Annotated in this window: 9 protein-coding genes; 1 reads left to right on the forward strand and 8 read right to left on the reverse strand. The window is 63.4% G+C overall.

Annotated elements, in window-relative coordinates:
• Positions 1–5: 5 nt before the first annotated feature.
• Positions 6–1,159, reverse strand: a protein-coding gene (locus tag NL528_RS41110) for an IS3 family transposase (RefSeq protein WP_309177055.1) whose coding sequence is annotated in 2 segments (ribosomal slippage) — positions 6–901 and positions 901–1,159 — 1,155 coding nt in all. Because the reading frame shifts where the segments join, the coding sequence is not laid out codon by codon here.
• A 134-nt stretch (positions 1,160–1,293) separates the two neighbouring features.
• Between NL528_RS41110 and NL528_RS41115 the strand changes: the two genes are divergently transcribed.
• Entirely contained in the window at positions 1,294–1,995 is a 702-nt protein-coding gene (locus NL528_RS41115; RefSeq protein WP_309180030.1) for a hypothetical protein, read from the forward strand.
• 118 nt (positions 1,996–2,113) lie between these two features.
• On the opposite strand, the gene NL528_RS41120 is transcribed toward NL528_RS41115, so the two are convergent.
• The 7 genes from NL528_RS41120 to NL528_RS41150 all read right to left on the reverse strand — a co-directional run bounded on the left by NL528_RS41120 (position 2,114) and on the right by NL528_RS41150 (position 13,897).
• Complete coding sequence (locus NL528_RS41120) at positions 2,114–4,564, reverse strand: penicillin acylase family protein (RefSeq protein ID WP_309180032.1); 2,451 nt, start codon at positions 4,562–4,564, stop codon at positions 2,114–2,116.
• 42 nt (positions 4,565–4,606) lie between these two features.
• Positions 4,607–6,109, reverse strand: a complete 1,503-nt coding sequence (glpK, locus tag NL528_RS41125; RefSeq protein ID WP_309180033.1) for a glycerol kinase GlpK — start codon at positions 6,107–6,109, stop codon at positions 4,607–4,609.
• Positions 6,110–6,335: 226 nt separating this feature from the next.
• Positions 6,336–7,109, reverse strand: a complete 774-nt coding sequence (locus tag NL528_RS41130; protein WP_309180034.1) for an SDR family oxidoreductase — start codon at positions 7,107–7,109, stop codon at positions 6,336–6,338.
• Positions 7,110–7,323: 214 nt separating this feature from the next.
• On the reverse strand, positions 7,324–8,466 hold the full coding sequence (gene pimD, locus NL528_RS41135) for a pimeloyl-CoA dehydrogenase small subunit (protein ID WP_309180036.1): 1,143 nt from the start codon (positions 8,464–8,466) through the stop codon (positions 7,324–7,326).
• A 150-nt stretch (positions 8,467–8,616) separates the two neighbouring features.
• Positions 8,617–9,807: a pimeloyl-CoA dehydrogenase large subunit gene (gene pimC, locus NL528_RS41140; protein ID WP_309180037.1), complete on the reverse strand. Its 1,191-nt coding sequence runs from the start codon at positions 9,805–9,807 to the stop codon at positions 8,617–8,619.
• A gap of 177 nt (positions 9,808–9,984) precedes the next feature.
• Entirely contained in the window at positions 9,985–11,667 is a 1,683-nt protein-coding gene (pimA, locus tag NL528_RS41145) for a dicarboxylate--CoA ligase PimA (RefSeq protein ID WP_309180039.1), read from the reverse strand.
• Between the two features lie 133 nt (positions 11,668–11,800).
• Complete coding sequence (locus NL528_RS41150) at positions 11,801–13,897, reverse strand: 3-hydroxyacyl-CoA dehydrogenase NAD-binding domain-containing protein (RefSeq protein ID WP_309180041.1); 2,097 nt, start codon at positions 13,895–13,897, stop codon at positions 11,801–11,803.
• Positions 13,898–13,954 lie beyond the last annotated feature (57 nt).

Genomic DNA, 13,954 nt, shown 5'->3' on the forward strand with positions numbered 1-13,954 from the left:
CCTGCTTAAGCTAATCCAGCCTGCTGCTCGAACTCCATAGGGCTCAAATATCCGATCGTCGAGTGCCGGCGTTTCGGATTGTAGAAGCGCTCAATATAATCGAAGACGTCAGCCTTGGCGTCATCCCTCGTTCGGTACACTCTGCGCGTAGTCCGCTCGGTCTTCAATGACGAGAAGAAGCTCTCCATCGCCGCGTTATCCCAGACGTTGCCTGACCGGCTCATCGAGCAGACGACGCCGTGATCGGCCATCAGCCGCTGGAACTGTTCGCTGGTGTATTGGCTGCCGCGATCGGAATGATGCAAGAGCGCGTCCGGTTTGCCCCGTCGCCAGATCGCCATCACCAGGGCGTCAGTGACGAGCTGGGCCGTCATCGCTGCGTTCATCGACCAACCAACCACACGGCGGGAGAAGAGATCGACGACAGCGGCAACATAGAGCCAACCCTCCGCTGTCCACACGTACGTGAAGTCAGCGATCCATTTGCGGTTGGGAGCGGACGCATCGAAGCTGCGGTCGAGCACGTTGGGAGCGACGGCGGCGACCTGCCGCTCACCCAGATCGGGCGGCAGTCGCCGCCGTCGTGGACGGGCTTTGAGAGCCTGTAGCCGCATCAAACGCTCGATCCGATGCAGTCCACACAACCCGCCTTCCGCCAACATGTCGTGCCACACTCGCCTCGCGCCATAGGTTCGATCGCTGGCGAGGAAACTGGCGCGAACCTTCGCGCCCAACTCCTCATCGCTCCGGCTGCGTTGGCTGCGCGGCCGTGTCAGCCAGGCATAGAACCCACCCCGCGAGACACCGAGCGCCCCGCACAACCATTCCGCCGGCCAGATCCCCCGGTGCTTCGCGATGAAGGCGAACTTCATGTTGATTCCTTCGCGAAGTAGGCCGCGGCTTTTTTTAGGATGTCCCGTTCGGCTCTCAGCTTGGCGACCTCGCGCTTGAGCTGCGCGATCTCCAACTGCTCCGGCTTCATCTGGCCCTGGCCGGGGAATGCATGCTGCGGATCGTCCGCCAGCTGCTTCACCCAATTGCGCAACTGCGTTGGATGAACGCCAAGGTCTGCTGACGCCTGCGCATACGACACGCCGCGCTCCTTGATCAGGCGTACAGCCTCAAGCTTGAACTCTCGCGTAAACTGCCGTCTCTCCATGACACACCTCCTGCTCCATAAAACACCTAACTCGGTGTCCTCGGAACCGGGTGCAGCTCACTGCTCAATGTTGCAAGCATGATTCGGAACCGTTCTGTCCACGGCATAGATTGGCCTTTACGACGAGAGAAACCTTGAAGAAGTCAGAATACCAGGCTCAAGTCGATTCATTGCTTTCTGCGATTAAGAAACATGTTTCCGGCTCCGGTATCGACTTGGGTGTCGAACACCACAACTCTTTATTGGTCGTGCTGCACTGGATCGACTATTTAAAAAAGTCCGAACTCACAGGCTGCTGTGATGAAATTCTAGATGGTATCCGAGCAACTGCCGTTGAAGCGTCTGGTTGCATTGCTCTAGGGCTAATTCGCCCTGCTATCTTTGCGCTCCGGGCACAAATCGACGCAACGGTAGCGTGGCTCTACTTCAAGGACCATCCTAAAGAGTGGGACTTCTTAATACGAACGGGGGACGGGTTCAAATCGAGGAGCGAGATAATTGAATTTCTAACAAAATTCGTCGATAAGTTTGGCTCACGATTCTCGATACTTAGCGCTCACAAACTGCGTAAGGTTGATCAGCCGTACCGGTTACTTTCAGCGCATATCCATGGTCAGAGCACACTCGTAATACCGACATTTCAAAAACTCGAAGCGATGGTTTATGCCGAAAAGCAATGCAAAGAGGCGGTAAGCCTCCAGGCGGAGGTGTCGGAGTATGTGAGTGATATCTTTCTAGCTTACTTCGCGAGCAAATGGCCTTCGCTTCCCGACGAAATATTGAAGCCAGTAAAATCGCGAGTTCCATCTGAAAAACACGCGAAATTGTTCTCTTAATTTTGAAACAGCTCGGAAATAGTCTTCCGAAAGCGCGGGGTACCCATCCCCTCATCGCTCGCCAGCACGCCCCTCACCGCCCGCCCCAACCCCGCCGGCTTCCGCTCGCCCGCCCCTCTCACCGCGGCCTCAGCGTGATCGCTTCCGCCGTCGCGGCCTCGACCGCCGCACGGCTGTACAGCAGCGGGACGTACTGCCCCGTCGCCCACAACGGCGCGAGGTCGCGATAGTGCCCGCTGAAGGGATCGCCGGATTGACCGGGGGTGTTGATGGTGCGGCTGGCGTCCCAGCCCCCGACATCGATCACCATGCGGAACGAGGCGCCGCTGATCAACCGGTAATCGGAACGCCGATAGGTGGCGGCGTGCGGCACATTGCCCGCGCCGCCCAAAGCCAATGGTCCCACCGAAAGCTGCGACGCCGTGGCCTTGTCCGCCAGCGGCATCAGCGCGTGATCGAATTTGGCGACGTGCAACCGGTCCCAGCGCCAGGTGGTGGAATCCTCGCCAAGTCTGTCCACGACCTCGGCGACTGCGCTGCCCAGACTGTCGCGGAGAATGCGATCGCGCGCGGCCGCGGGCTCGTCCAGGAGCCGAGGATCCGGCACTTCAAGGAATGCAACCATCGCCGGAATGCCGGACGCCTCCGGCGCGATCAGATTGGCGGCCTTGGGCGCCGCGGTCTTCAGCAGCTCGGCGCCGAGGTGATTGGCGATCCAGACCTCGAACACCGCAGCAGCCGCGCTGTCGGCGCTATCGCGCGCGTCCCACGCCTTCAGCAGCTCGAGCCCCTTTTTGACATTGGCGTCGTCGGAAGAGAGCGGTTTCAGCAGCGCGACCAGCCGCCGCGCCAGCATCGAGGTATCGTCGTTCTGCAAATCCATCGCGTCGGCCAGCGTCATCTTGCTGTTGGCCTGCAGCACCTCGACGATGCGCTGCCAGCGCGCGCTGTCGGCCCATTCGAATCCGACCTTGCGCTCGGCGACCGGATAATCGGCTGGCAGGTTCATCTGGTTGGCGGTCGCGAACCAGCCCTGCTGCGGGCGATAGAGCTTTGGCAGTTCGTCGAGCGAGAGAAAGCCCTGCCATTCGTAACGGCCGTCGCCGGGCACCGGCATCAGGCCGTCATAGTTGACGCGGCGCGGCGTCTTGCCGGCGGCGACCCAGCCGATGTTGCCTTTGGTGTCAGCATAGAGCTGGTTCTCCGACGGCGCGCCCCAGCGCCGCATCGCGGTGAGGAAGCCGTTCCAGTCCTTCGCGGTCATGTAGTCGGACGAGCCGAAATAGGCCGAGGTGCCCGGCTCGAACCAGATCGAGCGCACCGCGAAGGCGCGCTTGTTGACCTCGTCGACATGGATGACGGGGCCGTGGCGGGTAAACTTCAGCTCGAGATCGCGATCGCCCTCGCCCTTCACCTGCTCCTTCTCGTGGACGATGCGCATGTCCTCCCAGCCGTCACGATAGCGATACTGGTTCGGGTTGGCGGGATTGAGCTCGTAGACGTAGAGGTCCTCCTGATCCACGCTGAAGATGGTCAGGCCGAACGCAATGGTGTCGTTGTGGCCGATCGATATCCCGGGAAGCGCCGGCTCGCCGGCGCCGATCACCGACAGGCCGGGCGCGTTGAGCCCGACGATATAGCGCAGCGACGGCACGCTGTGCTCGCGATGCGGATCGTTGGCGAGAATCGCGCGGCCGGTCGCGCTCCGCGCCGGGGCGACCACAAAATTGTTGGAGCCGATGGTGTCGCGCTGCTGGTCGGCCTCTGCCAGATACACATCGGGATCGTGCGCCAGCGCCGCCTTCTGGTCCTTCGCCAAGGCAAAGCTCACCGGCCGGGTGGCGAGGTCGTAAGACGCCAGCACCGCCTTGGGCACGCTGCAGGGGTCGAGCCCTTCGGGAATCTTCGTCGTCCAGGACGGTTCGAGCTTGACCCGCAGGCGATCCGCCTCGAGCCCGGCCGCGCAGGCGACCAGCGAGCGCTTGACCTCGGAGGCGACGTTTCGCGTCAGTCCGTGGCTGCGAATCCGGACCACGTCGTCCGCCGACCACAGATCCGGCATGGTGCCCGCGATCTTGAACTCGATCGGGCGCGGCCGCCGGCCCGCCTGCACATCGCCGACATAGGCGTTGACGCCGGCGACGAAGGCTTCCGCAAAGGTTTTGGCCTTGGGGCCATAGGCCGCCCACTCCGCCTTCATGTCGCCGCGGTAGAGAAACAGCCGCAGCGCCTTGTCCTGTTCGGCATAGGCCGCGCCGAAATCCTTTGCCAGCAGCCCGAGCCCGCGCTTGCGCCAGAGGTCGATCTGCCAGAGCCGGTCGCGCGCCGCGTTAAAGCCCTGCAGGAAAAACAGGTCGTGCTCGTTGCCGGCATAGATGTGCGGGATGCCCCAGACGTCGACCAGGATTTGCCCCGGCGACTGCAACCCGGCGACGTCCGTGCTGGTCTGGCGCGCCGCGGATAACGCATTCTCCTTCTCGCGCGCAACGACGCCGGGGGCGGTGAGTGAAACAAACACTGCGGAGCCGAGCAGCAGTCGAATGGCGCGGTTGAAACCCTTGTTCTTCATTTTCTTCTTGCTCCCCTGGTCGCGGCCTAGCAGATCAACGCGTCACTCCCCCTCGTCGCTCGCCAGCACGCCCTTCACCGCGCGCGCCCATCCGGCGAGCTTCCGCTCCCGTGTCGCCTGGCTCATCGCCGGCTTGAAGCGATGTTGCAGCCGCCAATTGTCAGCGAACTTTGCAGGTTCAGGATAGACGCCGGCCTGCAGCCCGGCGAGATAGGCGGCGCCGAGCGCGGTGGTCTCCTGGATCATCGGGCGGTCGACCGGCGCGTCGAGCAAATCGGCAAGGCGCTGCATGGTCCAGTCCGACGCCGCCATGCCGCCATCGACACGCAGCACGATGGTGGCGGCCTTGGCGTCGGGCCAGTCGGCGCGCATCGCGGCCCACAGGTCAAAAGTCTGGTAGCACACGCTTTCCAGCGCGGCATGGGCGAGTTCGGCGGGGCCGGTGTTTCGGGTGAGGCCGAACAGCGCGCCGCGCACCCGCGGATTCCAGTACGGCGCCCCCAAACCGACGAAGGCCGGAACCAGATAGACGCTCTGCATGGAATCGGATTTGTCGGCGAGCGGGCCGGTCTCGGCGGCCTGCTTGATGATGCCGAGCCCGTCGCGCAGCCATTGCACCGCGCTTCCAGCGACGAAGATCGAGCCTTCCAGCGCGTAGGTCCGTTTGCCCCCGAGCTGATAGGCGATCGTGGTCAGCAGCTTGTTCTTCGATTTCACCGGCGTGGTGCCGGTGTTGAGCAGCGCAAAGCAGCCGGTGCCGTAGGTCGACTTCATCATGCCGGGCTCGAAACAGGCCTGGCCGATGGTCGCGGCCTGCTGGTCGCCGGCGATGCCCGAGATCATGATGCTGCCGCCGAACAATTCCGGCGCGCTGTCGCCGAAATCGGCGGACGAATCCTTCACCTCCGGGAGCATCGAGCGCGGCACGCGCAGGATCTTCAGCAACTCGTCGTCCCACGCGCCGGTATGGATATTGAACAGCAGCGTGCGCGAGGCGTTGGTGGCGTCGGTCGCATGCACCTTGCCGCCGGTCAGCCGCCACAGCAAATAGCAATCGACGGTGCCGAACATCAGTTCGCCGCGATCGGCGCGCTCGCGCGCGCCGGGGACGTGGTCGAGTATCCATGCGACTTTGGTGCCCGAGAAATAGGGGTCGATGATCAGGCCGGTCCTGGCCGAAATCATGGGCTCGTGGCCCTCGGCCTTCAGCCGGGTGCAGATATCGGCGGTGCGGCGGTCCTGCCAGACGATGGCGCGGTGCACGGCCTGGCCGGTGGCGCGGTCCCATACCACGGTGGTTTCGCGCTGGTTGGTGATGCCGATCGCGGCGATGTCTTTTGCGGTGAGGTCCGCCTTCTTCATCGCCTCGCGGCAGACTGCAACGGTGGAGGTCCAGATGTCCTCCGGCTCATGCTCGACCCATCCCGAGGCCGGAAAATGCTGCGGGAATTCAGCTTGCGCCGATGCGGCGATGGAAATGTCGCTGCGGAACACGATGGCGCGCGAGGATGTGGTGCCCTGATCGATGGCCAGCACAAAGGACATTGGCGTTGCTTCCCGGAAGGATTGATTTGGGCAAGGCAAGCGGATTGGAGATGGTTCGTCAATATCTCAACGTCGCGCGGCGCTTTCTTCACCTCGCCCCGCTTGCGGGGAGAGGTCGAAGCCGAAGGCTTCGGGTGAGGGGGACTATCCGCGCACTCGGTGCTTGCTGAGGCAGCCCCTCACCCCAACCCTCTCCCCGCAAGTGCGGGGCGAGGGAGCAGACCGCCTACGCCGAGGCCGTGGTCACGCCGCCGTCGACCACGATGGTCTGGCCGGTCATGAAGGTCGAGGCGTCGGAGGCGAGATAGGCCACCGCGCCGGCGATCTCGTCGGGTTCGCCGATCCGGCGCAGCGGCGTGGTGGCGGTGCGGTGCTTCAGCCGCGCCTCGTCTTCCCACAGCGCGCGGGCGAAATCGGTCTTGACCAGGCCCGGCGCCACGCAATTGACGCGCACGCCCTTCGGGCCCCATTCGCCGGCGAGGCTGCGGCACAGCGAGAAATCCGCCGCCTTGGAAATCCCGTAGGCGCCGATCACGGTCGAGCCGCGCAGGCCCCCGATCGAGGACACGATCACGACCGAGCCCTTGCCGCGCGCGGCCATTTGCGGGATCGCGTGTGCGCACAGCCAGATGTTGCTCTTGACGTTGGAGCCCATGATCTTGTCGAAGGCCTCGTCCTTGATGTCGAGCAACGGGCCGTAATAGGGGTTTACCGCCGCGTTGCAGACGAGGATGTCGACCTTGCCGTAGTGCTTGGTCGCGCCCGAGATCAGCGCCTCGACTTCTTCGCGGCGCGAGATGTTGCAGGGGATGACATGGGCGTCGCCGCCGGACTTGTTGATGCCGTCGGCAACTTCCTTGCAGGCGTCGGCCTTGCGGCTGGAGATCACCACCTTGGCGCCGAGCTTTGCCAGCAACTCGGCCGAAGATCGGCCAATGCCGCGGCTCGAGCCGGTGATGACGGCGACGGTGCCGGTAAGATCGAACGGGGTGTTTTTCATTGTTGTTGCCTCCCTCTTTTGTTCGCGCTCGTCATTGCGAGGAGCGCAAGCGACGAAGCAATCCACACTTGCTTTGCCGCTCCATGGATTGCTTCGCTGCGCTCGCAATGACGGAGATTAATTTCGTCATTCCGGGGCGATGCGAAGCATCGAACCCGGAATCTCGAGATTCCGGGTCTGGCCCTGCGGGCCATCCCGGAATGACGGGAGAGAACTACACCAGTCCCCCACCATCCGTGACGCGGCGGAGATGGTAGTCGGTGTCGCCAAAGGTGTTTTCGATCATGGTCAGCCGCTTGAAGTAGTGGCCGATCTTGGCTTCCTGCGTCATACCGATGCCGCCATGGAGCTGGATCGACTGCTGGCCGACGAACTTTGCGGATTTGCCGATCTGCACTTTCGCCGCCGCCACCGCCGTCGCACGTTCCCTGGCGTTGTCGAAGTCGGCGGCCATGGTCGCGAACATCGACATGCTGCGGGCCTGTTCGAGGGCCACGAACATGTCGGCGGCGCGATGCTGCAGGGTCTGAAAACTGCCGATCGGCACGCCGAACTGCTTTCGCGTTTTCAGATATTCGACGGTGGTCTTCAGCGATTCATCCATCGCGCCGACCGCCTCCGCGCACATCGCGGTGCGGGCCTCATCGACCACGCGCTCGATCAGGGCGAGACCATTCTCGGGATCGCCGATCGCAGCACTGCCGTCGACCTCGACGCCGGTCAGCGTGATGTCGGCCGCGTGCAGGCCGTCCTGGGTCGGATAGCCTTTGCGGGTGACGCCCTTGGCATTCGCGGGGACCAGGAACACGCCGATCCCGGCCTTGTCGCGCTGGCTGCCCTTGGTCCGCGCGGTCACGATCAAGGTGTCGGCGTTCTCGCCGTTGAGCACGACGAATTTTTCGCCGTCGATCACCCAGCCGTCGCCCTTTTTCTTGGCCGTGGTCGCGACGTCATGGAGATCGTAGCGCGAGTTCTTCTCCAGCTGCGCGAAGGCGAAGGTCTTGCTGCCGTCGATGATGCCGGGAATGTGCGCGGCCTTCTGCTCGGCCGAGCCGCCATGGCGCAGGAAGCCGCCGGCGATCACCACCGTGGGGAGATAGGGCTCCAGCACCATCGCCTTGCCGAGCGCTTCCATCACGATCATGGTCTCGACCGCGCCGGCGCCGAAGCCGCCATCGTCTTCCGAGAACGGCAGGCCGAGCAGGCCCTGCTCGGCGAGCTTGCCCCAGACGGCTTTGCTCCAACCGCCCTTCTCCGCCATGTATTTCTTGCGGTGGTCGAAATCGTAGGAATCGTTCAACAGACCGTCGACGCTTTCCTTGAGAAGCCGCTGCTCCTCGGACAAATCAAAATCCATTTTTTACCTCCTCGTATTCAGAACAATTGCCGTCATTCTCCGATGCGCAATTGCGCATCGTAGATGCGCCACTTGGCGCAGGCCCGGAATCCATACGCACGATCGTGGTCGAACCCTCTCCCCGCAAAGTGCGGGGCGAGGGAGAAGAGATCACAACCCCAGCACCGCCTTGGTGATGATGTTGCGCTGGATCTCGTTGGAGCCGCCGTAGATCGAGACCTTGCGGTTGTTGAAGTAGCTCGGCGCGATCTGGGCGGTCCAGTCCATGGTCTCGTTGGAGCCGTCGTCGCCATGCTCGTCATAGGGCGCGGCGAACGGGCCGATCACTTCCATCAGAAGTTCGGTAGTGGTCTGCTGGATTTCCGAACCCTTGATCTTCAGCACCGAGGACGCCGGGTTGGGCTTGCCCTTGCCGTGCTTGTTCTCGTCGGCGACGACGCGGAGCTGCGTCAGTTCGAGCGCCTTCAGCTCGATCTCGACGGCGGCGAGTTTCTCGCGGAAACCCTGATCCTCGAGCACCGGCTTGCCGCCGGATTCGACCTTGGACGCCAGGTCCTTGATGCGGCGCAGCCGCTCCTTGGAAACGCCGACACGGGCGATGCCGGTGCGCTCATTGCCGAGCAGGAATTTGGCGTAATCCCAGCCCTTGTTCTCCTCGCCGATCAAATTCTCGACGGGCACCTCGACGTCATCGAAGAACACCTCGTTGACCTCGTGGCCGCCGTCGATGGTCTGGATCGGGCGCACCGTGACGCCCTTCGACTTCATGCTGAACACGATGAAGGAGATGCCCATCTGCTTCTTCGCATTGGCGTCGGTGCGGCACAGGCAGAAGATCATGTCGGCGTGCTGCGCCAGCGTGGTCCAGGTCTTCTGGCCGTTGATGATGTATTTGTCGCCCTTGCGCTCGGCCTTGGTCTTCAGTGAAGCGAGGTCCGATCCCGAACCCGGCTCCGAAAAGCCCTGGCACCACCAGTCGTCGACGTTCGCAATGCGCGGCAGATATTGCTTCTTCTGCGCTTCATTGCCGAAGGTGTAGATGACCGGGCCGACCATGCTGACGCCGAAGGCGAGCGGCGCGGGTGCTGGATGCATCTGCAGTTCTTCGTTGAAGATATAATGCTGCACCGAGGTCCAGCCGGTGCCGCCATATTCCTTCGGCCAGTGGCTGACGCCCCAGCCCTTCTTGTTCAGGATGCGCCACCAGGCGACCATCTCGTCCTTGGACAGATGACGGCCCTCGACCAGTTTGCGCCGTGTCTCCGGCGGCACGTTATCCCTGAAGAAGGCCCGGACCTCCTCACGAAACGCCATTTCTTCCTTGCTGAAAGCGAGATCCATCGGATCCTCCTGTGAGCGAATTACATTCTTAAGCTACGCGAAATCTTACGTCGTCCCGGCGAAAGCCGGGACCCATAACCACCGGCGTTCGCGGGTAGTAAAAGGCGTCTGCCACAGCACCCAAACGCGAGATCACGCGGTATGGGTCCCGGCTCAAGGCCGGGACGACGGGGGTGATCATGACCGACCTCCCGACGCGACTTGTTGTTTGGCTTGTGACGACGGCTGCTGCTGGCGCAGTTCGTGGCGCGACAGCTTGCCGACGGAGGTGCGCGGCAGTTCCTCGACGAAATCGAGCGCTGCGGGAATTTCGTGCTTGCCGAGCTTGCCGGTTAGAAAAGCCTTGAGTTCGTCCAGCGTGAACGGCTTGGCGTCGGCGCGCAGCTTGATGAAGGCCTTTGCCGCTTCCCCGCGGTAATCGTCGGCGATGCCGATCACGATCACTTCCTGCACGCCGGGATGGGTATAGATCGCCTGCTCGATCATCTGCGGATAGACGTTGAAGCCGCCGGAGATGATCATGTCCTTCTTGCGGTCGACCAGATAGAAATAGCCGTCGGCGTCCATGTAGCCGATGTCGCCGGTCAGGAAGCGGTCGCCGACAAAGGCCTCCGCGGTTTCCTGCGGCAGGTTCCAGTAGCCTTTGGTCACATTGGGCCCGCGAATGCGGATCTCGCCCACTTCGCCGACCGGCATCAATTGCTTCGGATCGTCCAGCGACACCACGTCCATCTCGATGCCCGGCAGCATCAGCCCGATCGAGCCCGGCTTGTCCGGGCCTTCCTTGGGATGGCCGGTGCCGGGCGAGCAGGTCTCGGTCATGCCCCAGCCGCTCTTCAGCTTCATGCCGACCTTGCGCTCGAAAATCTTGGCCACCTCGACCGGCAGCGGCGCGCCGCCGGAGCCGCAGCTCACCAGCGAGGACAGATCGCGCTTGTCGAGATCGGGCAGTGCCGCGATCGCGATCCACATCGTCGGCACACCGGGGAATGCGGTGGCGCGCTTGACCTCGATGTCGCGCATCACGGCTTCGACGTCGAAACGCTGGTGCAGCGAAATCAGGTTGCCGCGCCGGATCGACGACAGCAGCACCACCGTCAGCGCAAAGATATGAAACAGCGGCAGCACGCAGATCACGCGCTCGATCGCGTCGCGCTCAGCGCGCGCCGGCTTGCCCCAGACGTCATAGACCGACACCGCCGACGTCAGATTGCCGTGGCTGAGCATGGCGCCCTTCGGCAGCCCGGTGGTGCCGCCGGTATATTGCAGCAGTGCGACGTCGTCGGCCGAGATGACAGGCCATTGCGCGGGCTTTGCCGCGCCATCGACGAATTGCTTGTAAGTGATGACAGCGGGGTTATTCGGCAGCGGCGTCTGCGGCGTCCCGACCTTGCCCCAATGATCGTCCTCGCAGACGATCAGGCGATCGAGCAGGCCCTTGTCGAGAAATTTCAGCGCGGTCGGCAGCAAAGCCGAGAGGTTAGAGGTGACCAGCACGCGCGCGCCGGAGTCGGAGAGCTTGTGCGACAGCGCGATCTCGCCGTCGAGCGGCGACAGATGCACGATGCGGGCGCCGGCCTTCAGCGCGCCGAAGAAATTGACGGGATGGTCCGGCGAATTGCCGAGGAACAGCGCCACCGAATGGTTCCTGCCGTAGCCGGCGCGGAGGAAAGCGGAGGCCGCCGTCTCCACCAGCGCTTCCAGCCCGGTGTAGCTGATCGGCCGGTCGCGGAACTCGATCGCCGGCCGCGCGCCGTATGCGGCGGCCGCCTCCGACAGCAGGTCCGGCAACGTGCCGCGCGCGATCGCATCGTCCCAATGAACGCCTTGCGGATAAAACTGTTCGCCGGGATGGGTCATGCGGGCTTTCAGTGCGTCGCAGCAAGAAGATCGTCATTCCGGGGCACGCGAAGCGTGAACCCGGAATCTCGAGATTCCGGGTCTGCGCCTGACGGCGCATCCCGGAATGACGGATCGTGGGAGCGAGCGCCCATCAAGCCGCTTTCGCGCTCTGCGCCATCGACGCAAAGGTCTTGCCTTCGGCGGCGAGGCGCTTGAGCAGCGGCGCCGGCTCCAGCGACGGATCGTTGGTCTCCTTGGCGTAATAGGACAGCCGGTCGGCGATGTGCTTGAGGCCGACCTGGTCGGCATAGAACATCGGGCCGCCGCGGTAGATCGGCCAGCCATAGCCATAGAGCCAGATCACGTCGATATCGCTCGGACGCGCCGCGATACCTTCTTCGAGGATCCGCGCACCCTCGTTGATCATCGGGTACATCATGCGCTCCAGGATCTCGTCGTCCGAAACCACGCGCTTCTTGCGGCCGAGGCGCTGCAGCGTCTCGTCGATCAGCTTCTCGACCTCCGGATCGGGCAATGCCGCGCGCGACCCCGCCTCGTATTTGTAATAGCCCTTGCCGGTCTTCTGGCCGAAGCGACCGGCTTCGCACAGCGCGTCGGCGATTTCCGACTTGATGCCGCGGTCCTTGCGCGAGCGCCAGCCGATATCGAGGCCGGCGAGATCGCCCATCGCGAACGGACCCATCGGCATGCCGAATTTCGTGACCACGGCGTCAACCTGCTGCGGCAATGCGCCCTCGAACAGCAGTTTCTCGGACTGCTTGCCGCGCTGGGCCAGCATGCGGTTGCCGACAAAACCGTCACAGACGCCGACCACGGCCGGAACCTTTGCAATCTTGCGCGCGATCGACACCGCGGTCGTCAGCGCGTCGGGCGCGGTCTTGGCGGCGCGGACGATCTCGCACAGCTTCATCACGTTGGCCGGCGAGAAGAAGTGCATGCCGAGCACGTCCTGCGGACGCTTCGTCACCTTCGCGATCTCGTCGATGTTCAGATACGAGGTGTTGGAGGCCAGCACCGCGCCGGGCTTGGCGTACTTGTCCAGCGCCTCGAACACTTCCTTCTTGACCGCCATGGTTTCGAACACGGCTTCGATGACCAGGTCAGCGTCCTTGACGTTTTCCAGGCCGACCACGCCGGTAATCAGGCCCATTCGCTTGGCCGGCGCATCGGCGGGGATGCCGCCGCGGGCGGCGGTCGCCTCATAATTCTTCTGCATCACGCCCATGCCGCGCTTGAGCTGCTCTTCGCCGGTCTCGATCAGGGTGACGGGAATGCCGGCATTGGCAAACGACATCGCGATGCCGCCGCCCATGGTGCCGGCGCCGATGATGGCGACGCGCTCGACATTGCGCGGTTTCGTTCCCTCGGGCACGCCCGCGATCTTGGCGGCCTCGCGCTCGGAGAAGAACGCATAGCGCTGCGCCTTCGACTGGTCGCTCGACACCAGCTTGAGAAAACCTTCGCGCTCCTTCTTCAGCCCTTCATCGAACGGCAGATCGATCGCAGCACCAACCGCGTCGGCGGCGGCGAACGGGGCTTCCAGGCCGCGGGCCTTCTTGGTCAGGGCGGCGACCGCATTGGTGAAGATCGAACGGTCGGCCTTGGCCGCCGCGAGCTTGGAGTCGTCATCGCGCAGCTTGCGCAGGGGGCGCTTCTCCGCCAGCACCTTGAGGGCAAAGGCTTCACCACCGGCGGCAGGGCCTTCGACGATCTCCTCGATCAGGCCGTTTTTGAGCGCTTCAGCAGCACCGATCGGATCGCCGCCGACGATCATCTTGACCGCGAGTTCCGGACCGACCGCGCGCGGCAGGCGCTGCGTGCCGCCGGCGCCCGGCAACAGGCCGAGTTTCACTTCGGGCAGGCCAAGCCTGGCGTCCTTGGTGGCGACGCGATAGTGGCAGGCCAATGCGACTTCGAGACCGCCGCCCAAGGCCGTGCCGTGAATGGCGGCAATGATCGGCTTCGGCGAGTTCTCCATCGCAACAAGCACCTCCGCGAGACCCGGGGGCTTCGGCGGCTTGCCGAATTCAGTGATGTCGGCGCCGGCGATAAAGGTGCGGCCGCCGCAGGTCAGCACGATCGCCTTTACTTCGGGATCGGCGATCGCACTCTTCATGCATTCGAAAATACCGCCACGCACCGCGGCGCTCAGCGCGTTGACCGGAGGGCTGTTAACCGTGACGACGGCGATGGCGTCATGACGCTCGAGCTTTACGACTTCGTTCACGAGACTCTCCCTGGATAACGCGTTCTTGGTTGCGTTGTTTTTGGCGTTGGTGTTCTT

Source organism: Bradyrhizobium sp. Ash2021, assembly GCF_031202265.1.
Lineage (GTDB): Bacteria > Pseudomonadota > Alphaproteobacteria > Rhizobiales > Xanthobacteraceae > Bradyrhizobium.